Origin of the sequence: Mesorhizobium sp. C416B (genome assembly GCF_030323165.1) — a bacterium.
GTDB lineage: Bacteria > Pseudomonadota > Alphaproteobacteria > Rhizobiales > Rhizobiaceae > Mesorhizobium.
This window is the reverse complement of the sequence record NZ_CP100471.1, coordinates 6299187-6321269: the sequence shown is the minus strand read 5'-3', so window position 1 is coordinate 6321269 and position 22083 is coordinate 6299187. Positions and strand designations below refer to the sequence as shown.

Below are 22083 nucleotides of genomic sequence, written 5' to 3'. Positions count from 1 at the left end.
AGTGGCGGGCAGCCCTGCCTACATCGCGTTGCAAGCGGTTTTATTCAAGATGGTGACGTCAGGTCATCGGCGGAATGCGGCCTCAAACCATCCGCCGGCGCAGGACCGTGGCCACAGCCAGTGCCAGACAAATCGTGCCCAGCGTGATCGGCAGGCCGGAGGCGCCGATCACATCCATGACGCCACCCGCCAGCGGCGGCACCACGATGCCGCCGATGCCCCACATCAGCGAGAAGGCGGCATTGCCGGCGACCAGCGCCGAGCCGGTAAAGCGCTCGCCGAGCTCGATGATCGACATGGTGTAGATGCCATAGGAGACCGCGCCCCAGATAAAGACGCAGGGCCAGATCAACGGCGTCTCGATCAGCAGCGGCAGCAGCACGCAGCCCAGCACCGTCACCACGACGCAGACGAATCGCACCAGCCGCGCCGTCAGCCGTTCCGCCAGCAAGCCGAGCGGCACCTGCATGGCGATGTTGCCTGCGATCATCACCGACAGCAGCGCCGACATGCGCGCTTCCGCGATGCCATAGTGCGTGCCGTAGACCGGCAGCAGCGCCAGCACGCCCTGTTCGAAACCGGCGGCAACGACCACCGCCGACAGCAGTAGCCATGCCAGGGGCATGAAGCCCATGACCGAAACCCTGTGCCCGGCTTCGTCGACCTTCGGCAGTCGCGGCAGCACCAGCGCCAGGCAGGCGCCGCAGAAGATGAAGGCGGCGATCCCCACCAGGAATGGCGGCCATCCCACGGTGCCGACAGCGAGCAGGCAGAGCGGCCCGGCAGCGAAGCCGGCCGAGATGATGGTTGAATAGACACCCATGACGCGACCGCGGCGCGATGGCGGCGCCAGTGCAATGACCCAGATTTCGCTCAAGACATAGAGCGGATTGGTCACCACCCCGATCAGGAAGCGCAGCGGAAACCACAGATAGACATTCTGCGTCCAGCCGATCAGCGCAAGCACAATAGCCGAAAACGCCGCGCAGGTAAGCGCGGTGCGCCCTGCCCCGAACCGGCGCGCCAGTGCCGGGATCAGCGGCGACGAGACAATGAAGCCGATCGGCGTCATTGCCGCCGAGAGCCCGATGATGGCCGGCGAAACGCCCTGGCGTTGCAGGATGAAGCTCAGCAGCGGATAGGACAGGCCTTGCGCGATGGCGAACACCGAGACGGTCGCGATCACGCCGCTGATCGCCGCCCACTGCATCTTCTCGTTGTCAGCTTCCGCCAGGTTCACCATTGGCACCTAAACCAGGTTCAGGACTAGCTTTTCTGTCCGACGCGGGTAAGCCCCGCCCCGGGGAAAACCGTTTGCTCCAGACAAGGCCTGTCAGGAGTTTCTGGGCCTGTCAGGAGTTTTGGCCTATCAGGAGTTTTGGGCCGTCAGGAGTTTTGGCGCTTGAACGATCGATAGAGCGCGAAGCTCACCAGCAGCGCGTCGAGGCCGGCGATCACCACCGGCAGGCCGAGCGGACCGATGACCTGCATCAAGGCACCGGCGCCAGGCGGGCCGACAATGCCGCCGGCGCCCCACATCAAGGCAAAGGCGGCGTTACCGGCGACCAGCACGGTTCCCCTGAAGCGGCTGCCGAGCTCCACCAGCGCCATGGTGTAGACGCCATAGCCGACCGCGCCCATGACGAGAAGGACGAGCCAGATCGCCGGCGTCCTGATCAGCAACGGCAGCAAAACTGCGCAGGCCGTTGTCGCCAACGCACAGAAGATGATCATCGCCCGCCCGCCGAAACGCTCGGCCAGCAGGCCGAGCGGGATTTGCAGGAAGATGTTTCCCAGCGACAGTGCCATCACCAGGGCCGCCAGCGTCCTTTCGGGCAAGCCATAGGCGGCACCGAAGACCGGCATCAAAGCGTAGGTGCCCTGCTGGACCGCCGCCGAAACCAGCACGGCGAACAACAGCGCCGGCGCCAGCCTGGCGAAACCGAAAAAGCCGCCGGGCAATTGGCCGTCATCCTCGAAGCCGGCGAGGCTTGACGAAACAGCACGAAGGATCGCGGCGCACAGGATGAAGCCGGCCATGCCGATCAGGAAAGGAACCCAGCCCGATATCCCTACCGCGGTCAGGACCAAAGGCCCCGCAGCATAGCCAGCGCCCAGCACGGTGTTGAATGCCCCCATCACCCTGCCGCGGCGCGACGGCGGCGCCAGCGACAGCGCCCATACTTCGCCCAGTATATAGAGCGGGTTGATGACGATACCGATGATGAAGCGGATGACGAACCAGCCCACCCAGTCCTGCAGGTAGCCGATGCCGAGGAAGCACAGCGCCCCAATCAATGAGCAACCCACAGCCAGGTTGCGCGCGCCGACCAGCCGAACGGCTGCCGGCACGAACGACGCCGAAAGGATCAGACCAAGCGGCATCATCGCTGCCGACAAGCCGATCAGCGCCGGCGACATGCCTTGCTTCTGCATCAGCAGCGTAAACAGCGGCGAGCGCCGCACCGAACATCGCGAGGGCGGCAGTTACGCCGGCAAGCGCCGCCCATTGCGTCCCCGCTTCGCCATCGCTCGAACCGGTCGCAGCCATGATGCCTTCCACATGAACTGCCGGTCCATCCAGCGGCAAACCACTGAGCTAGCGGTTCGATTTAGGGAAAGGAAGGGCCGCGCCTGAAATCCCCTTGCGCCAAGAGCCGCAGTGGGCGCGTCCTGTCCGCCAATCCCCGGCAAGGTTGTCAGCTATCGGACTGCCGTTCGGGCATGTCGCTTCCCTCGTCCTAGTGGTCGCCGCCTCCGCAATGGTCGGACAGCCGCCGGTCCATTATGCCGCCCGCTACCAGCATCGTACGAGGACCATCATGACCGCCGCCCTGCATCCAGCCGAACCGCCTTTGGCAACCGACCGGGCCCGTCGCGGTGGCCGTGCGGGCAAGCGCGCCGGCGGCTCGGCCGCCTTCGAACAGCCGGCTTTTCGGCAACTGAGAAATCCGCTAACGCCGACCAAGCTGGTCTCTGACGACGAGCTGGAATCGATCCACCTCGCCTCGCTGCGCGTCTTGAGGGAAATAGGCGTCGACGTGCTGCATGACGAAGCGCGCCGCATGATGAAGGAAAACGGCGCCGATGTCCGCGAGGGCAGCGAGCGCGTGCGCTTCGACAGCGACATGATCCTCGATCTCATCTCCAACTGCCCGTCGGAATTCACGCTCCATGCCCGCAACCCGGCGCACAATGTGCGCTTCGGCGGCAACAATGTGATCCTGTCGATGATGGCGTCGGCACCGAACTGCTCCGACCTCGATCGCGGCCGCCGTCCGGGCAACCAGCAGGACTACCGCAACTTCCTGCGTCTGGCGCAGATGCACAACATCCTGAACTGCACCGGCGGTTATCCGGTCGAGCCGACCGACATCCATCCTTCCGTGCGCCACCTCGAATGCATCCGCGACCTCGCCACGCTGACCGACAAGGTGTTCCACATCTATTCGCTCGGCAAGGAGCGCAATGTCGACGGCATCGAGATCGCCAGGATCGCCCGCGGCATCAGCCATGAGCAGATGCTCGAAGAGCCGTCCGTCTTCACCATCATCAACACCAATTCGCCGCTGAAACTGGATGTGCCGATGATGGAAGGCATCATCCAGATGTCGAGCAAGGGTCAGGTCGTCGTCATCACGCCCTTCACCCTGTCCGGCGCGATGGCGCCGGTGACCATCGCCGGTGCACTGGTGCAGCAAAATGCCGAGGCGCTGTCCGGCATCGCCTTTGCCCAGATGGTGAGAAAGGGCGCGCCGGTTGGCTATGGCGGCTTCACCTCGAATGTCGACATGAAGTCAGGCTCGCCGGCCTTCGGCACGCCTGAATATATGAAGGCGCAGCTTGTCGGCGGCCAGCTTGCCCGCCGTTACAAGATCCCCTACCGCACCTCCAATACCTGCGCCGCCAACACCGTCGACGCGCAGGCAGCCTATGAAAGCGTGTTCTCGCTGTGGGGCGCCATCCAGGGCGGCGGCAATCTGATGATGCACGGCGCCGGCTGGCTCGAAGGCGGCCTGCGCTGTTCCTACGAGAAGACCATCCTGGACATCGACCTGTTGCAGATGGTGGCCGAGTTCCTCACCCCGCTCGACCTGTCCGACGAAGCGCTCGGCTTCGACGCCATCCAGTCGGTCGGCCCCGGCGGCCATTTCTTCGGCACCCAGCACACGCAGGACCGCTACAAGACAGCCTTCTACTCGCCCATCCTCTCCGACTGGCGCAATTTCGAGACCTGGGCCGAAGCCGGATCGCCGACCGCGCTGGAAAAGGCCAACAAGGTCTGGAAGGAGCGGCTGGCATCCTACGAGGAACCTTATATGGACCCGGCGATCCGCGAAGAGCTCAACGACTTCGTCGAAAAGCGCACGGCCGAAGGCGGCGCGCCGACCGATTTTTGATCGGCAAGCAACTGGCGGCATCCTGCCAACCGACACACCTGATTCAATTTACGCAAAAACGGACCTATCTCTCATGAAATCTCATGTAAAAGCGGTTGTCATTGGCGGCGGCGTCGTTGGCTGCTCGGTGCTCTATCACCTGGCCAAGGCCGGCTGGACCGACATCATGCTGATCGAGCGTTCCGAGCTCACCTCCGGCTCGTCCTGGCACGCAGCCGGCGGCTTCCACACGCTGAACGGCGATCCCAACGTCGCCAAGCTGCAGGCCTATACGGTGCAGCTCTACAAGGAGATCGAGGAAATCTCCGGCCAGTCCTGCTCGCTGCATCTGACCGGCGGCGTGATGATGGCCGATACGCCCGAGCGCATGGATTTTCTGCGCCTGGCCCACGCCAAGGGCCGCTATCTCGGCATGGACACCGAACTGATCACGCCCTCCGAAGCCAAGGCGATGTTCCCGCTGATGGACGAGACCAATTTCGTCGGCGCCATGTGGGATCCGGTCGAAGGCCATCTCGATCCCTCCGGCACGACGATCGCCTACTCCAAAGCGGCCAAGAAGCTGGGCGCCGAGATCGTGCTGCGCAACCGCGTCGTCGAACTGACGCAGGAAGTTGACGGCACCTGGAACGTCGTCACCGAACAGGGCACCGTCCACGCCGAGCATGTCGTCAACTGCGGCGGCCTGTGGGCGCGCGAGATCGGCCGCATGGTCGGCGTCGAACTGCCGGTGCTGGCCATGGAGCACATGTACCTGCTCACCGAGCCGATGCCCGAGGTCGAAGAGTTCAACAAATCGACCGGCCGCGAGATGATCGGCGTGCTTGACTTCAAGGGCGAGATCTACACCCGACAAGAGCGCAACGGCATCCTGCTCGGCACCTATGAAAAGGCCTGCAAGCCATGGTCGCCGGTCAACACGCCGTGGGATTTCGGCCATGAACTGCTGCCGCCCGACCTCGACCGCATCGCGCCGTCGCTGGAGGTCGGCTTCAAGCATTTCCCCGGCATCGAGAAAGCCGGCATCAAGCAGATCATCAACGGCCCCTTCACCTTCGCGCTCGACGGAAATCCGCTGGTCGGGCCGGTGCAGGGCCTGACCAATTTCTGGTGCGCCTGCGCCGTCATGGCCGGCTTCAGCCAGGGCGGCGGCGTCGGCCTCGCGCTGTCCAACTGGATGGTGCATGGCGATCCCGGCTTCGACGTCTGGGGCATGGATGTCGCCCGCTTCGGCGAGTGGGCCGGCCTGCGCTACACCAACGCAAAGGTGCGCGAAAACTATTCGCGCCGCTTCTCCATCCGCTTCCCCAATGAAGAGCTGCCGGCTGCGCGCCCTGCACAAACCACCCCGCTCTATGACACGATGCTCGCCAACAACGCCGTCATGGGCGATAGCTGGGGCCTGGAGACCCCGCTGTGGTTCGCGCCGAAGGGCAAGGAGCCGAAGGACGTCGTCTCCTTCCACCGCTCAAACGATTTCGGTCCTATCGGCGAGGAAGTGCGCGCCACGCGCGAACGCGTCGGCGTCACCGAAATCGCCAACTTCGCCAAATACGAAGTGTCGGGACCTGCGGCTGAGGATTTCCTCAACCGGCTGATGACCAACCGCATGCCGAAGATCGGCCGCATCGTGCTGACGCCGATGATCAACGAATTCGGCAAGCTGATCGGCGACTTCACCATCGCCAAGGCAGGCGAAGACAGATTTATGATCTGGGGTTCGTCCGCCGCGCAGAAGTACCACATGCGCTGGTTCGAGAAGCATCTGCCGAAGGATGGTTCGGTGCGCATCCACCGCTTCGATCAGACGCTCGTCGGCCTGTCGATCGCCGGTCCGAAATCGCGCGACCTCTTGCAGAAGTTGGTCGATGTCGACATCTCGACCAAGGCGTTTCGCTTCATGGATTTCCGCGAAATGGCGGTCGGCGGCGCGCCCTGCATGGTCAACCGCATCACCTATACCGGCGATCTCGGCTATGAAATCTGGATGGCGCCGGCCTATGAGCGTCTGGTCTACAAGGCGATCAAGGACGCCGGCGAGGAGTTCGGCCTCGTCGATTTCGGCATGCGCGCTTTGCTCTCCATGCGCCTGGAGAAGAACTTCCCGACCTGGTACCGCGAGTTGCGCCCGATCTACGGCCCGTTCGAAGGCGCGATGGACCGTTTCATCAAGCTGGAGAAGAACGACTTCATCGGCCGCGAAGCCGCCGCCAAGGAACAGGCGGAAGGGCCGAAACTGCGCCGTGTCTCCTTCATCGTCGATGCGGCCGACGCCGATGTCATGGGCGACGAGCCGATCTGGGCCAAGGTCGGCAAGGACTATGGCACGGTGGAAAAGCCGCATGGCTATGGCGCGCCACGCTTCGATACGGCAGGCAAGGACGTGCGTGGCTCGAAGGCTGCCGAAGGCGCTTCCGCCGTGCGCGGCATCGTCGACGGCGACTGGCGCGTGGTCGGCTGGGTCACCTCGGGCGGTTATGCGCACTATGTGCAGAAGTCGATGGCGCAGGGCTATGTGCCGGCGGCACTCGCCGAGGACGAAAGTGCCGGACTGTTCGAGATCGAGATCCTCGGCCACCGGCGTCCGGCGCGCATCAATGTCGAGGCGCCCTTCGACCCCAGCGGCGAGAAGATGCGGACCTGAAAAGGCGACAGGGAGCGTGAGATCGTGTAAGGGGCCTTCGGCAGTTGGCCGCAGGCATTTTCCCTCGATGAGAAGACGATCCCCTTGCAGTATCTAGAGAAATGGACGGACTGGCTCGGCGAAGGCAAGGTCGGTCCCTTCAACGCCGCACTGGTCTGCGTCGCGGTCTATTGCGTCGTCCAGATCGTGGTGATGGCGCTGCTGTCCCATGTCGTAGGAACCGGTGTCGGCGTAGACGATTCCGAACAGCTGATGTACATGCACTACCTCTGGGCTGGCTATGGCGGCTCGCAGCCGCCGCTCTACACCTGGCTCGCCCGCCTCGTCGCCGCCGTGGTCGGAACGAACATCCTCGCGCTCAAGATCGTGAAGTACCTGCTGATCGGAGCGGCGCTGGCGTCGGTTTTCATCGCTGTCCGCCGCCTGGGCTATTCCAGCCGCGCTGGCGCCGCCGCATTGTTCGGCCTGCTGTTGTTTCCGCAGATGGTGTGGGAGATGCAGCACGCCCTCACCCACTCGATCGCCGCTTTCTGTTTTTCAGTGGTGCTGTTTCTTGCGCTCGTCGAACTGGTGCAGCGGCATTCGCTGGCCACCTATGTGCTGTTTGGCGTGGCGATGGCCGCCGCCATCCTGTCGAAATACAACAACGCGATCTTTCTCGGCGCGCTGATGCTGTCCACCCTGTCGCTGCGCGAAACGCGCGGCGTCATCCTCAACCGCCGGTTTTCGATCAGCCTTGTCGTGGCGGTGCTGCTTTGCCTGCCGACGCTCTACTGGAACCTGACCTACACCGACCAGTTGCTGTCGCACAGCGGCGGCTTCGGCATGGGCAGAGGAGAAAGCGCCATACAAACCGCATTCTACGGAATGCGCGGACTGGGCAAGGCTATCCTGTATTTCGCCGTGTTGCCGGCCGGCATATTCGTCGCGGCTTTGCTCATCGCATGGAAAAAGCCAGCGCCCGCGCTGCAACCGGCGCCATGGACCGAGAAACTGGTGTGGCGCACCATCGCTTTTGCCCTGGCGATGACCATCGTGCTCGTCCTGGCGAGCGGGACGACGCAATTTCGCGATCGCTGGATGCTTCCCATCCTTGTGTTGCTGCCGGTCGCGCTGGCCTTGCGGATGGATGCCAGAGGCGACAAGGGAAGGAAGGTGCAGGACGTCATCGTCTTTGTCGGCGCAACGCTTGCCATCCTCGTGCTGCCGGTGACCTGGTACACGCACCTCAATGGCGGCGACAGCCGCGGCAGCATCGTGCGTGTCGACTACCAGTCGCTCTATGGCCAGCTGACGGCAAACGGTCCGGTTCGCACGGCGATATCGAGCTGGCACTGGGTGGGAAATCTGCGTCTTGTCGATCCCGATCTGGTCGTGCTCGACGACGAGATGCCGGACTTCGGCCATTTGCTGATCGAGCCGGCGGTGCTCGTGATGGCCAATGACAAGGAACCTCCCGAGGGCATCCTGCGGGCCTTGAGCGAGGCCGGCTATGTCGCTGACGGCTCGCCGCAGCAGTTGGTCGTTCCGATGCTGTTCGACAGCGAGCCGCCCACCCGCACGCTGACGGTCACGCGGCTGAAGAAAGCGGCCGCGGGCGCAGCGCCACAGTAAGTCGGCAGGGAGGCGTCGGGTGGAGAAACAAGGGTTCGGTCGTCATCGCAAGATCATGCCGTTCGAGCCCGGCTCCGTCGAAGCCTTGCGCGAAACATCGCGCCAGAAGGCGGCGTCGCTGAACCAGCATGTGCTGGGCTATGGCGCGCTGGCTGAAGCCGAATGGCAAGCGGCAGGCATCGCCGCGCCCGATCTTGCCGCGATGCGCAAATACCGGCTCGAGCGCCTCCGCGCCGAACTGAGGCGCCGAAACTACGCCGGCGCGCTGCTCTACGACCCCGTCAACATCCGCTACGCCACCGATTCGACCAACATGCAGCTGTGGGTCGCGCACAATCCGACCCGCCATTGCTTCGTCGCCACTGAGGGACCCGTGGTGCTGTTCGACTATTTCTCCTGCGAGCATCTGTCCGATCATTCCGGCGTCGTCGACGAGGTGCGGCCGGCAGTGTCGTGGATGTATCTCTATGGCGGCGAGCTGACCGAGCACAAAGTCCGCCGCTGGGCGGCCGGCATCGCCGATCTGGTCAAGGAGCATGGCGGCGGCAACAGCCGCATTGCGGTCGACCACATCAACCCGGAAGGCGTCGAGGAACTCGCCCGCCTCGGCATTTCGATCGGCAATGGCGAAGCGGTGATGGAAAATGCGCGGCTGATCAAATCGCCGGACGAGATCCTCGCCATGCGCCGCGCAATCGTCGCTTGCGAAGCGGCGATGGGTGAAATGGAGAAGGCGCTGACGCCGGGCATTTCCGAAAACGAATTGTGGGCCGAACTCCACCGCGGCAACATTGCGCGCGGCGGCGAATGGATCGAAACCCGGCTGCTTGCCTCGGGACCGCGCACCAATCCGTGGTTCCAGGAATGCTCGTCGCGGGTGATCGAGGAAGGCGACCTCGTCGCCTTCGACACCGACCTGATCGGTCCCTACGGCTTCTGCGCCGATCTCTCCCGCACCTGGCTTTGCGGTGACGCCAGGCCGTTGAACGAGCAGCGCGACCTGTTCCGCATCGCCGCCGACCAGATCGCCCACAACACGCAATTGATGCAGCCCGGCATATCCTTTCGCGACCTGGTCGAACGCTCCGTGGTGCCGCCGGGAGATTGCTTCCCGACACGCTACGGCGTGCTCTATCACGGCGTCGGCCTGGCCGACGAGTACCCGACCCTGCCGCATGCAAGCGACTGGACGCCGGACACGCCCGACGGCGCGCTGGAGCCGGGAATGGTGCTGTGCGTGGAAAGCTATATCGGCCGTCTCGGCGGCCATGAGGGCGTCAAGATCGAGGAACAGATCCTGATCACCGCGACCGGTAACGAGCAGCTTTCAGCCTACAAGCTGGATGCGAGGCTGCTCGGCTGATCCGGCAAGCGCCTCGCGCAGAGCCTTGAGCGTCTTTTCCGGCGTCGTCCTGGCGGTGATGTAGGGCAGGCCTTTGCGCCTTGCCGTCCAGCCGACGACCTTCACGGCGTTTGCCGCAGGTTCGAAACGCTGCGCCAGCGCCCAGCTCTCACAGTCGATGGCAGCTATATCCGCCTTGCCCTCGGCGACCGCGACGATCGAGCCGCGATGGCCACCGCTTTCGCTGCGCGAGGAAAAGATATCCAGGCTCTCGCCGGCGGCCTGCAGGTCGCGCGTCAGCGCGATGATGCCCGACATCGAATCGAGGCTGTTGTAGGCAAAACGCTTGCCGCGCATCAGAGCGAGCGGCAGCAAGGCTTTGCCATCCGCGGGCGAGCGAATCTGTGGCCCCTCGCCCGTCCGCATCACCAGCGCGCTCGAATAGAGTTCGCCTTCGCCGCCCTCGTAAGCGTCGTAGCTCGGCTGGCCGACCACCTGCACATGCTTGCTCAGGCCGAGTTCCATCGGCCCCCAGCAGGTCTGCGCGAACAGCAGCGCCGGATGCAGCCAAAGCTGGTGATGGTCGAGTTCGTCCGGCGGCAGTATCGCCGGATCGGGCGCGATCAGTCTGCCCTCGGCGTCGTGGATACCGCCCGGCACCGGCGGCAGGTCGCCATTGCGGCGCACGATTGTCTGCGGCCCATCGACGCCCTTGTGCCGAAAAGCATCGCGCAACGCTGCCCATTGCGCGTCGACCTCGCCGCGCACTTCGGGCCAGTCATACATCGGCAATGCCGCAACCAAATCACTCATGCCGACACTCAATCATCATGGCTCGGGAAAGGATCGCAAAAACGCGGCGTCCAATCAGAATTGGCCGACACGGGTTCGGGAAGTCCGGGGATTATTCCTTCGGCGGCTCGGCCGGAACCGGCGCGCTGCCAAGCCCGCTGATGCTGCGCGCCCTGATGCGCGGCTTGAACGCCCTGCCCGGCTCGGGCTGGCGGCGCAGCACCGGGTGCACGATCGGCTCCTTGGCCTTGAAGGCGTAGGCTTTGATCAGTGCGAAATAGTTCGGATAGGCGTAGCCATTGTTCATCCGCAGCCACTCGTCGCGGCGGTCGGCAAACAGTTTTGGCAGCCTGTACCAGGCAACGGTCGGGGTCTTGTGGTGAACGAAGTGCAGATTGTTGTTGAGGAACAGGAACGACAGCGGCGAGCGCTCGATGATCACCGTGCGTCCTTCAGGGTGCTCGGACCACTGATGTTCGGCGAAAGTCCGGACCGCGATCAGCGACTGGCCGAGCCAGACCGGCACCAGAATGTAGAGCCATACCGGAATGCCGAAGCCGAACTGCACGATCGGCACCACGATGGCGAGGCCGATCGCATGCAGCAGCCATGCCTTGCCGATCACCTTATCGCCGGCAATCACATGCCTGGCGTCGTCGACGAAGAAACCGATGCAGGACAGCCAGGGGCCGAGAAAGAAACGGCCGGCCATGGTGTTGTTGATCTTGAGCAGGAATTTCATCGTCGGCGGCAGATCGTCATGCATCCACAACGCCTGGTAATAGCTCTCGGGATCGTCGAGCGGATCGGTCAGGCGCTCGTCGGCGTGGTGGCGCAAATGGAGCGTCTTGAAGCGACGGAACGGCCAGACCAGGCCGATCGGCAGGAAGACGAAGGCTTCGTTGATGAGCGCGCTGCGCGTCGGATGGCCATGCAGCACTTCGTGCATGATCGACGACTGCAAGGCCAGGATGAAGCCGAGGAGAAGAAGTGCCGGGGTCGGATAAGAGGGCCAGAGCAGGAGCCCGGCAGCGAGCCACATTCCGTAACAGAAGAAAGCGAGGACCACGGTCGGCCACTCGATGGCCGCTGCGTCGCGTCGCTTGATGCGCTTGCCTGTCATGCTATCGACCACTGTCCCTCAGTCGCCGGAATTGTTCCTGACAGCACAGTGTCAGGAGAAGTGATTCCGCTCAACGAGACAAAGTGTACAAAATGTTGCGATTGCGCATTTTTGACCGCAGATGTTATGCATTGTAAACAACCCTACGGATTCATTTACGCTGGAAGTGCTGATTCGACGGCTCGGGCGCAAATTTTTCCTAAGAGAGTGCGGAGAACGAACAGTGGACAAACGGGACCTTTCGGCAATCTTCCGGGAGCGCCTGAAGCTGCTCCTGACACGGTCCGATCTCAACCAGTCGGCTTTCGCGTCAGCAGTCGGCATCGACCGGTCGGCGCTGTCGCAACTGATGTCCGGCGCCTCGACGCGCCTGCCGCGCGCCGAAACGCTGCTCAACATCGCCGCCGAATTCAAGATCTCGCTGGACTGGCTGCTCGGCCTCTCCCAGGACGAAGGCGTCACCGGCGAAATCCGCGAAAGCCTGGAGATCGAAGAGGCGCCCGACGGCTTCGACCGCACGCTGCTCGCCAAATGGTTCGCCGAGGCCGCAGGCACCAAGATCCGCTATGTGCCGGCCGGCATTCCCGACCTCCTGCGCACACGCCAGCTGGTCGACTACGAAGCCAACATCACCAACCGCAGCCGTCTGGCGCAGGCCAGCGAGACGCAGTACCGCATCGAGTACAACCGGCGCCCTGAGACCGACATGGAGGTCTGCATGCCGCGCCATACGCTTGAGATCTTTGCCCGCGGCCTGGGCGTCTGGGACCGCTTTCCCGAGGCTGACCGCCGGCAGCAGCTTGCCCATATGGCGACGCTGCTTGACGATCTCTACCCCACCTTCCGCCTGTTCCTCTATGACGGCCGCATGCGCTATTCCATCCCGCTGACCATCTTCGGCCCTTATCGCGCCGCCATCTATGTCGGCGACATGTATGTCGTGCTGAACGCCACCCAGCCGGTCCAAGCGCTGACCCAGCATTTCGACAATCTGATCCGGGCCGCCGACATCAACCCGCATGAGGCCGCCGCCTACGCGCGCAATCTGGCCGGCGCGTCATTTCCATCGGGTTCTGCCTGATCCCCAACGCCCCGGAAAGGTGCGCCGCGCGGCAATTGCAGGTCGCAAACACATTGACTGGACATAAAGACTTCTTTATATCCTTATTCCATTCAAATATCTGAAAGTCGATCCGATGCCCGCCAACAATCCCATCGATGCTCTGCTGGCCGAAAAGGGCGTGCTGCTCGCCGATGGCGCCACCGGCACCAATCTGTTCGCCATGGGTCTGGAGGCCGGCGAAGCGCCGGAGTTGCTGAACGAGGCAGCGCCCGACACCATCACCAGCCTGCACCAGAATTTCGTCGACGCCGGCGCCGATATCATCCTCACCAACTCGTTCGGCGGCACCCGCCACCGGCTGAAGCTGCATCATGCGCAGGACCGCGTGCATGCGCTGAACAAGCGCGCCGCCGAGATTGCCCGCGCGGTCGCCGACAAGGCCGACAGGAAAGTCATCGTCGCCGGCTCGGTCGGTCCGACCGGCGAGTTGCTGGTGCCGCTCGGCGCCATGACCTATGACGAGGCGGTCGAGGCCTTCGCCGAACAGATCGAAGGCTTGAAGGAAGGCGGCGCCGAAGTCGCCTGGATCGAGACCATGTCGGCGCCGGACGAGATCCGCGCCGCGGCGCAAGCCGCCATCCGCGTCGGCCTGCCCTACACCTATACCGGCTCCTTCGACACTGCCGGCCGCACCATGATGGGCCTGCTGCCCAGGGATATCCACGGCGTCGCCGACGGACTTTCAGAGACGCCGCTCGGTGTCGGCGCCAATTGCGGTGTCGGCGCCTCCGACATCCTGGCCTCGCTGCTCGACATGACCGAGGCGAAGCCGGAAGCGACGGTGATCGTCAAGGGCAATTGCGGCATTCCCGAATTTCGTGGCACCGAGATCCATTATTCCGGCACGCCGCAGCTGATGGCCGACTATGTCCGGCTGGCGGTGGATGGCGGCGCGAAGATCATCGGCGGCTGCTGCGGCACCTCGTTCCAGCACCTTGCCGCCATGCGCAAGGCGCTCGACGCGCACACCAAATCCGAACGCCCGACCGTCGCGGGGATCGTCGAGCGCATCGGTCCGATGCGCAACAAGGTGGCGACCGAAAACACCGCCGAGACCAGCGAAGCCCGCCGCGAACGCCGCCGCAGCCGGGCCTGATATCGAACTTATTCGCTGTTTTCAGCGTAACGCGATAGCGCCGTCGTGAAATCCAGGGCGGTGCTGTCGGCGCTTTCATTCATCGTCACCAGGTCACCCGACGACTGCGGATTGCCGATCTGCTCCAGCATGACACGAAAGCGGTCATTGGTCAGCGCCGACTTTGCGGTATTCCGGGCTGCGTCGACGTCATCCATGATGCGCCTGGATTCTGGCGACAGCGTTCCCGACGCCTGCGTGTGTCTCACCGCCGGCGTCGTGTTTCCAATGTTCATGATCTGCAATTCCCGGCTCCCCAAGCCCAGTCCCGACCCCATGCAATAATAGCAGGGCATTGCGATGACGTTCCGGAAAAGCTGCGCAATTTAACGATCAGGCGGATCATCTGTGCGCTTCGGATCAATCGATCCGAAAAAGGCCGGCAGGGTTTCCCCCGCCGGCCTGCCTCACCCGCCCGTAGCCGGTTCCCCGTATCAGAACGACCCCCGTCTGAAAGGAACCGGCTGTATTGCCACTACCGGTTACCGCCGAGCGCCGAGGCAAGGCGCACAAGCGAAAGGAACTCGGACCTGTACCCAAACGGGTCGGCTCCTCGGGCGGCGGTGGCAATCTCCATGATCTTGTCGTAGCCGAACTTCGCGGTCGCATCCTCGTCGCGCAGCTTCTGGCCGAAGGCGGCGACAGCGACGGAGAAACGCTGGTCGGTGCTGGCCTGGTCGAAGGACGCGACCTCGTTGGCCGAGGTCACCGGCGTGGTGATCAGCTTGGAGACGTCCTCGTTCGGCAGCTTGTAGCGGATCTTGACGAAGGCATATTCGTCGGCATTGGCGACGCCGCCATTGTTGACCGTTGCCTGGCCGTAGCGCAGCGGATCCATCTGCTCGCCGCCGCTGCCCTTCGGCGTGATCTCGTAGATGGCGGTCACCGAATGACCGGAGCCGATATCGCCGGCATCGACGCGGTCATTGTTGAAGTCCTCGCGGTTCAAGGCGCGGGTTTCATAGCCGATCAGCCGGTACTCCGAGACCTTGTCCGGATTGAACTCGACCTGGATCTTGACGTCCTTGGCGATGGTGAACAGTGTCGAGGAGGCATCCTCGACCAGAACCTTTTCGGCCTCGGCCAGCGTGTCGATATAGGCGGCGGTGCCGTTGCCGTTCTGGGCGATGGTCTGCATCATCTGATCGTTCAGATTGCCGCGGCCGAAGCCGAACACCGACAGGAAGACGCCGGTCTTGCGCTCCTGCTCGATCAGCCGCTTCAGGTCGTCGTCATCGGTCTGGCCGACATTGAAATCGCCGTCCGTGGCCAGCATCACACGGTTGATGCCGTCCTTGACGAAGGACTGCTGGGCAAGCTTGTAGGCCTCCTTGATGCCCGCCTCGCCGGCCGTCGAGCCACCCGGCGACAGATTGTCGATGGCATTGAGGATCTTGTCCTTCTCGGTGACCTTGGTCGGCATCAGCACGGTGCCGGCGTCACCGGCATAGGTGACGATCGAGATGGTGTCGTCCGCCTTGAGCTTGCTGACCAGCAGCCGGAACGCCGACTTGAGCAGCGGCAGTTTGTCCGGCTCGTCCATCGAACCCGACACGTCGATCAGGAACACCAGATTGGCCTTGGGCTGCTCGACCGGCTTGATGTCGAAACCCTTGATGGCGACGTGCATCAGCTTGGTGTGCCCGTTCCACGGCGTCGGCATGACGCTGACGGTCGAGTTGAACGGCGTCGACGCGGAGTCCGGACCCTTCCAGTCATAGGGGAAGTAATTGACCATCTCCTCGACGCGCACCGTATCGGCTTGCGGCAGGTAGCCCTGCTTCAGCGAACCGCGCACGAAGGAATAGGAGGCGGTGTCGACGTCGATCGAGAAGGTCGAGACCGGATCCTGAAGCGCTGCATGCACCGGATTGGTCTTGAAATCCTCGACGCGGTCGCGGTTTGGCTCCTGCGGCGCTATCTGGTCGGCCGGCATCGTCGAAGGCTGCGCCAGGTACTTGGACTCGGTCGCGCCGGCCATGCGGTCGACCCGCGCGCCGCCGGCCGGAGCAGCGGTGCCGTCAAGCGAAAACTCGCGGCTCTCAACTGGCGCAGGCTCGGCCAACACGCCGCGCCCCAGCGCATCCTGCTGCGCAGGGGCGACAGCAACGGTCGATTCGGGCTTCGGCGGCGCGGGCGGCGTAAGCGTCGTAGTGGTGTCGCGGCTTCGCACATCGGCGTCGGCCTTCTTGTCGCCTTCAGGCGCCTGCTTTTCTTTTACCGGCGCGTTGATCGCCGGCCCATTGGTTGCCGGCTTGTCGGCCAGCGTCTCAGTGATCTTCTCGTCGCTACCGAACGGCAACGGCTGTTCCCTCAGGATGTGGAAGGTGGCGTATCCGGCGATCGGCAGGGCGACGAGCCCGGCAATGGCTGGCGTGGCGATGAGTTTCTTTTGCATGATCTCGCTCCAGAGCTTTTGTGCTCGCTCTGTGAGACGAAGCCCGCCGACCGATCCTTGGGTGACGGCAGAAATATTTTCCTGATCATAAGCGCGCATGGCGGCTTCGAAGGCGCGTGTCTTCGCGCTCTCGCCCGGCGCCGGTACTGCTGCGTCGCGCAGCCTGTTGAGTTCGTTGTCGTCGACCATGGTCACACTTCCCCGGCTGAACGCATCAACGTCTTCAGCCGTTTCTTCGCTTCATGGATGTGCCAGGAAACCGTCGTCTCCGAGATTGCCATCGCCTCGGCGGCGGCCGCATGGCTCAAACCTTCGCCATAGACCAGAAGTACTGCATCGCGCTGCTTGTCCGGCAATTGCCGCACCGCTGCCCAGAGCGCCTCAGTCGGATCTTCGGGCTCGGCGGATGCCTCTCCCGATATCATGCTGTAGGCGCCGAAAGCCTCGGTCTTGACGTTTTCGCGCGTCGTCTTGCGCATCATGTCGCGCGCCGCGTTCAGCGTCACGGAATAGAGCCATGTCGTAAACGCGCCGCCGCCGCGGTAGTCGCGGATCGCCTTGCCGAGACGGACACAGACCTCCTGGGCGATGTCTTCGGCATCGGCCTTCTTTCCGCACCAGCGATAGGCGGCGCGATAGACGAAGTCGTAGTGCCGCTCCAGCAATTTGCCGAAGGCACCCCTGTCTCCGCCCTTCGCCCGCCCGATCAATTCGGCGTCGGAGGCTTCACTTTCATCCAGCATCATCGCCATCATTTGCCTGTTGGACGAAGGCTAATGGCCAATCCTTGGGGTTATGGAAAGATTTTTTTCCGAGGCGACGGATGCACGCGCAACAGGTGCGCTGAGATTCAGGTGAGGCCGAGCCGAAAACGATGGATTTCGAGAACCGGAGTGGAGCGTACTTTTGGTACGCGAGCACCGGAAGCACTGAAAGCCGTCGTTTGCAGGCCGGCCTCACCTGAATATCAGCACACCTGGCCCGAGGCCCAGCCGGACGACCAAGCCCACTGAAAATTATAGCCGCCCAGCCAGCCCGTGACATCGACGACTTCGCCGATGAAAAACAGCCCCGGCACGGATTTCGCCTGCATCGTCTTCTGATCGAGCCCGTTGGTATCGACACCGCCAAGCGTCACTTCCGCCGTGCGGTAACCCTCGGAGCCGGCCGGCTTGATGCGCCAGTCGTTGACGGCGGCTTCGACGGTTTTCATTTGCAGGTCTGTCAAATCAGCGAGATTGCCATCGATCCCACTGCGCTCGGCGACTGCTTGCGCAAGGCGCTTCGGCAAATGGTTTGCAAGCACCGTCTGCACCGCTTGCCTGCCGTTGACGCGCCGGGCGGCGCGAAGCAGTTCCGCCACATCCCTCCCCGGCAGCATGGCGATGCGGATCTCGTCGCCCTCGCGCCAATAGGACGATATTTGCAGGATGGAAGGCCCGCTCAAGCCGCGATGCGTAAACAGCATCGCTTCTGAAAACCGCGTCTTGCCGCAGGCGACTTCGGCATCGACGGCATTGCCGGCCAAAGGCGCCAGCCGCTCCAGCGTTCTTGCGTCGAAGGTAAGCGGCACCAGCGCCGGCCGTGTTGTTTCCACCACCGCAAGGCCGAATTGCGCCGCAAGCTCGTAGCCGAAACCGGACGCGCCCATTTTGGGGATCGACTTGCCCCCGCAAGCCACGACTAACGAGCTGCAAGCGACGCTGCCAGCGGAGAGCGTCAGCACAAACCCGTCCGCGGTCTTGCTGACGTTCCTCACCTCGGTCGACAACGCCAGTTCCACACCCCAATCCTGCATGTCGGAAACCAGCATGTCGATGACCTGGCGCGCCGAGCCGTCGCAAAACAGCTGTCCCAGCGTCTTCTCGTGATAGGCAATGCCATGGCGTTCGACGAGCGCGATGAAGTCGCCTTGCGTGTAGCGGCTGAGCGCCGAAATGCAGAAATGCGGATTGCCGGAGATGAAATTCTTCGGGCTGGTGTGGATGTTGGTGAAATTGCAGCGGCCACCGCCGGAGATGCGGATCTTCTCGCCGGGCTTTGCCGCGTGATCGAGCACCAGGACCGAGCGGCCGCGCTTGCCCGCCTCGATGGCGCACATCATTCCGGCCGCACCGGCGCCGATCACCACGACATCATAGGATTGCATCAGGCTGTTCGTTCCCGCTCGACTGGCGCTGTTTTAACAGGCCGCGCCAATCGTGCAGTCTCTACCCGTTCGTTGCGACTTCAGGCAACGCCTCGTTAGATCAGCGTCTCGGCGAACAGCGTCGTCAGTCGCTTCCAATGACGTTCGGCGCCGGCCGCGTTGAAGACGCTGTGGTCCGACACGCACCAGCCATGCGCCATGCCGGCATAGTTTTCGATGGCGTGGTCGACCTCCGCCACGCGCAGCGCCTCGACCAGCCGCGCCGACTGCTCCGGCGGAAAGCTGCGGTCGACGCCCGATGTCCCGACATAGACGCGCGCCTTGATCATTGCGGCCTTGCGGTGCGGGCTGTCGGCGGCATCGCTGGCCAGATTGCCGCCATGGAAGCTCGCCGCCGCCACGATGCGATCGGGATAGGTTGCAGCCGCATTCAAAGCCCGCGCCCCGCCCATGCAGTAACCGACGACACCGACCGGTCCGGTGACACCTTCAGCGGTAAGCGTGTCGAGGAACGCCCTGCTGTCGCGGATGGTCATGTCCTGTGTCGTGCCGTGGACCAACGCCGTCAGCGCGACCTTGGTCTCCTCGACGACGAAAGCGGTCTTGGGCTCGAACGGCCCGTAGGGTGCTTTGCGATAGAAAAGATCCGGCACCAGCACGGCATAGCCCTCGCCTGCCAGCCGTTCCGCCATTGCGTCGAGCGCCGGTCGCGGACCGAAAGCGTCCATATAGAGAATGATGCCGGCCCTGGACGAGGAAGCGGTCGCCGAGCGGAACAGCCCGGCTTTCGCCACGCCGTCCCCGGTCTTGATCTCAATGTCCTGCTTCGCCATGGCCCGCTCCGTTAAATGTCGTGCGATACATATAAGCAGGCACCGTCAGGGCAAGCCGTTCCCTGACAATCCCGTTCAACACTTTGTGCGGGCTTTCGACCCGGCTACAGGCCGGCAAACGCCGTCATGTGAAAGGCCTGAACCTCAGGCGGATAGCGATGGGCCGTGCCATACGGACAGGCGTTGCGGTCGAGGCAGCCGCCGCCGCGGCATGGTTCGCCCTTCGATCCCCGCACATGCGCCAGGCAAGCCTGATGAGCGAAACCATCCGCGGAATAGGCGTCAACCGGACAGGATTTCAGGCAAGGTTTTGCAACACAGGCGTCGCAAAGGTGAATCGCTTCGCGACGTTCAGGAAGCGCGATCTCATCCTCGAACAGCAACGCGCCGCGATAGGCATGCCAGAGCCCGTACTGCGGATGCATCAGGATGCCCAGCGGCGACGGTCTCAGCCCCTCCGCTCGCATCGCCCATTGCTGGAACGGCAGATAAGGTCTGTCCGAAGGCGAAACGGCGCGCGCGCCGAATTTCTCCGCCACCGCACCGATCACTGCGCGCGACCATGTGTCGAGCGGATTAGCAATGGTTTGCGGTTGCCGGTCGCGCCAGCGCAGGAAATGCGGCCAGGGTGCCGCTCCCGCCTGCCCCACCAACAGCACGGATTTGGCGGGGGCAACTGAAGGGCCATGCGGCGGCGTTTCGCTTGTTGCGAAATTGAAGCCGCCGCGCAGCATGAGGCCGTCGGCGGAAAGCGCGGCCGCTATCTCGTCAGCCCGGCGCCGCGCAATCATCCCTTCTTGTCCGGGTCGGAGAAAGCGCTCCGCCAGACTTCCTTGTGGATGATGTTGGCGACTTTAGCCCCGCCTGACTCGGGCTCCTTTCAGGTGAAGGCGTCAGCCATCGACGCCTTCTTCGTCGCGATGTAGTCCTTCAGCCCGTCGTCGATGCCCGGATCGAGATACGGCGCCTCATAGGTCTCCAGCCAGCGGCGGGCGAGTTCGTTGGCGCGCTGCGGCGCTGTCTTCTCGCCCTCGGCCAGCCACTGCTCGTAGGAATTGTTGTCGGCGATGCTGGAGCGGTAGAAGGCGGTCTGGAAATTGGCCTGGGTGTGGTCGCAGCCGAGATAGTGGCTGCCCGGGCCGACCTGGCGGATGGCGTCCATCGCCTGGCCGTTTTCCGAGAGGTCGACGCCTTCGGAAAACTTTTGCGTCATGCCGAGCTGATCGATGTCCATCATGAATTTTTCGTAGCAGGACGCCAGTCCGCCTTCGAGCCAGCCGGCCGAATGCAGGACGAAATTGGTGCCGGCAAGAATGGTCGAGTTGAGCGTGTTGGCGCTCTCGTAGGCGGCCTGCGCATCCGGAACCTTGGAGGCGCAGAGCGAGCCGCCGGTGCGGAACGGCAGACCGAGCCGGCGGGCAAGCTGTGCGGCGCCGTAGGAAACCAGCGACGGCTCCGGTGTGCCGAAGGTCGGCGCACCAGACTGCATGGAGATCGACGAGGCGAAGGTGCCGAACAGCACCGGCGCGCCGGGACGGATCAACTGCGTGAAAGAGGCGCCGGCCAGCACCTCTGCCAGAACCTGCGTCAGCGTGCCGGCCACCGTGACCGGGCTCATCGCGCCGGCAAGGATGAACGGCGTGACGATGCAAGCCTGGTTGTGACGCGAATAAACCTTCAGCGCGCCCAGCATGGTTTCGTCGAACACCATCGGCGAATTGGCGTTGATCAGGCTGGTCAGCACGGTGTTGTTTTCGACGAAATCGTCGCCGAACACGATCTTGGCCATGGCGACGGTGTCTTCGGCCCGCTCTGGCGCCGTCACCGAACCCATGAACGGTTTGTCCGAATATTTGATGTGGCTGTAGATCATGTCGAGATGGCGTTTGTTGACCGGCACGTTGACCGGCTCGCAAACCGTGCCGCCCGAATGGTGAATCGACGGCGCCATATAGGCGAGCTTCACGAAATTCCGGAAATCCTCGATCGTCGCGTAGCGCCTGACACCGTCGAGATCGCGCACGAAGGGCGGACCATAGACCGGCGCGAAGACCGTGGCGTTGCCGCCGATCTGCACCGAACGTTCGGCGTTGCGCGCATGCTGGGTGTAGATGGGCGGCGCGGTCTTCAGCAGCGAGCGGCAGAGGCCCTTGGGAAAATGCACGCGCTCGCCCTTGACGTCGGCGCCCGCCTCTTTCCAAAGCTGCAGCGCCTCGGCGTCGTCGCGAAAGATGATGCCGATCTCTTCCAGCACCGTATCGGTGTTGTTTTCGATAATCGCCAGGCCTTCCTCGTTGAGGACCTCATAGATGTTGATCTTGCGCTTGATATAGGTGAGCTGGGTGCCCGGTCCGCCGCCCGAGCGCGCCGCCCGCCTTGCAGCCGCGCCGCCGCTGGCAGCACGTCCACGTCGCGCATTGGACGCTTCCTGGTCGACTGACGCGTTTTCACTCATGATCGTTTTTCCCTAAAAACCGTTTGCGGCCGCGTAGGCGGCTTCTCGCCCGGATCGTAGCCATGCACCCTATTC

At 63.4% G+C, this 22083-nt stretch carries 16 protein-coding genes and 1 pseudogene; 6 read left to right on the top strand and 11 right to left on the bottom strand.

Features of this window, described 5'->3' with window-relative positions; genetic code table 11:
- Window positions 1-82: 82 nt before the first annotated feature.
- Window positions 83-1243: an MFS transporter gene (locus NLY43_RS30600; RefSeq protein ID WP_031202083.1), complete on the bottom strand. Its 1161-nt coding sequence runs from the start codon at window positions 1241-1243 to the stop codon at window positions 83-85.
- A gap of 143 nt (window positions 1244-1386) precedes the next feature.
- A pseudogene (locus NLY43_RS30595) lies at window positions 1387-2551 on the bottom strand (MFS transporter).
- 271 nt (window positions 2552-2822) lie between these two features.
- Here NLY43_RS30595 and NLY43_RS30590 point away from each other — a divergent pair.
- The 4 genes from NLY43_RS30590 to NLY43_RS30575 all read left to right on the top strand — a co-directional run bounded on the left by NLY43_RS30590 (window position 2823) and on the right by NLY43_RS30575 (window position 10021).
- Window positions 2823-4400, top strand: coding sequence for a trimethylamine methyltransferase family protein (locus NLY43_RS30590; protein ID WP_023710765.1), 1578 nt, complete (start codon window positions 2823-2825; stop codon window positions 4398-4400).
- Between the two features lie 73 nt (window positions 4401-4473).
- The gene (locus NLY43_RS30585) at window positions 4474-7044 is read left to right on the top strand and encodes a GcvT family protein (RefSeq protein ID WP_023710766.1); all 2571 of its coding nucleotides are present in this window, start codon (window positions 4474-4476) and stop codon (window positions 7042-7044) included.
- A gap of 84 nt (window positions 7045-7128) precedes the next feature.
- Window positions 7129-8658 (top strand): ArnT family glycosyltransferase, encoded by a 1530-nt coding sequence (locus NLY43_RS30580; RefSeq protein WP_023710767.1) that lies wholly within the window; start codon window positions 7129-7131, stop codon window positions 8656-8658.
- A gap of 55 nt (window positions 8659-8713) precedes the next feature.
- Window positions 8714-10021, top strand: a complete 1308-nt coding sequence (locus NLY43_RS30575; RefSeq protein ID WP_023710768.1) for a M24 family metallopeptidase — start codon at window positions 8714-8716, stop codon at window positions 10019-10021.
- On the opposite strand, the gene NLY43_RS30570 is transcribed toward NLY43_RS30575, so the two are convergent.
- A complete protein-coding gene (locus tag NLY43_RS30570) occupies window positions 9986-10813 on the bottom strand; it encodes a phosphate/phosphite/phosphonate ABC transporter substrate-binding protein (protein ID WP_023710769.1) in 828 nt (275 codons plus the stop codon). The two genes, NLY43_RS30575 and NLY43_RS30570, sit on opposite strands and share 36 nt — an antisense overlap.
- Before the next feature lie 91 nt (window positions 10814-10904).
- Window positions 10905-11915, bottom strand: coding sequence for a fatty acid desaturase (locus NLY43_RS30565; protein ID WP_031197693.1), 1011 nt, complete (start codon window positions 11913-11915; stop codon window positions 10905-10907).
- A 223-nt stretch (window positions 11916-12138) separates the two neighbouring features.
- Between NLY43_RS30565 and NLY43_RS30560 the strand changes: the two genes are divergently transcribed.
- Complete coding sequence (locus tag NLY43_RS30560) at window positions 12139-12996, top strand: helix-turn-helix domain-containing protein (RefSeq protein ID WP_023681768.1); 858 nt, start codon at window positions 12139-12141, stop codon at window positions 12994-12996.
- Window positions 12997-13111: 115 nt separating this feature from the next.
- The gene (bmt, locus tag NLY43_RS30555) at window positions 13112-14134 is read left to right on the top strand and encodes a betaine--homocysteine S-methyltransferase (RefSeq protein ID WP_023710770.1); all 1023 of its coding nucleotides are present in this window, start codon (window positions 13112-13114) and stop codon (window positions 14132-14134) included.
- Between the two features lie 8 nt (window positions 14135-14142).
- On the opposite strand, the gene NLY43_RS30550 is transcribed toward bmt, so the two are convergent.
- From NLY43_RS30550 to NLY43_RS30520, 7 genes are all read right to left on the bottom strand, one after another.
- Window positions 14143-14409 (bottom strand): hypothetical protein, encoded by a 267-nt coding sequence (locus tag NLY43_RS30550; RefSeq protein ID WP_023724232.1) that lies wholly within the window; start codon window positions 14407-14409, stop codon window positions 14143-14145.
- 239 nt (window positions 14410-14648) lie between these two features.
- The gene (locus NLY43_RS30545) at window positions 14649-16760 is read right to left on the bottom strand and encodes a vWA domain-containing protein (RefSeq protein ID WP_023710771.1); all 2112 of its coding nucleotides are present in this window, start codon (window positions 16758-16760) and stop codon (window positions 14649-14651) included.
- Between the two features lie 2 nt (window positions 16761-16762).
- Complete coding sequence (locus NLY43_RS30540) at window positions 16763-17323, bottom strand: RNA polymerase sigma factor (protein WP_023696454.1); 561 nt, start codon at window positions 17321-17323, stop codon at window positions 16763-16765.
- A 215-nt stretch (window positions 17324-17538) separates the two neighbouring features.
- Window positions 17539-18720, bottom strand: a complete 1182-nt coding sequence (locus NLY43_RS30535) for a BaiN/RdsA family NAD(P)/FAD-dependent oxidoreductase (RefSeq protein ID WP_023710772.1) — start codon at window positions 18718-18720, stop codon at window positions 17539-17541.
- A gap of 95 nt (window positions 18721-18815) precedes the next feature.
- The gene (locus NLY43_RS30530) at window positions 18816-19553 is read right to left on the bottom strand and encodes a dienelactone hydrolase family protein (protein WP_023691017.1); all 738 of its coding nucleotides are present in this window, start codon (window positions 19551-19553) and stop codon (window positions 18816-18818) included.
- A gap of 104 nt (window positions 19554-19657) precedes the next feature.
- The gene (locus NLY43_RS30525; protein WP_023700324.1) at window positions 19658-20344 is read right to left on the bottom strand and encodes a hypothetical protein; all 687 of its coding nucleotides are present in this window, start codon (window positions 20342-20344) and stop codon (window positions 19658-19660) included.
- A gap of 89 nt (window positions 20345-20433) precedes the next feature.
- Window positions 20434-22008: a trimethylamine methyltransferase family protein gene (locus NLY43_RS30520; RefSeq protein WP_023710773.1), complete on the bottom strand. Its 1575-nt coding sequence runs from the start codon at window positions 22006-22008 to the stop codon at window positions 20434-20436.
- Window positions 22009-22083: the final 75 nt, after the last annotated feature.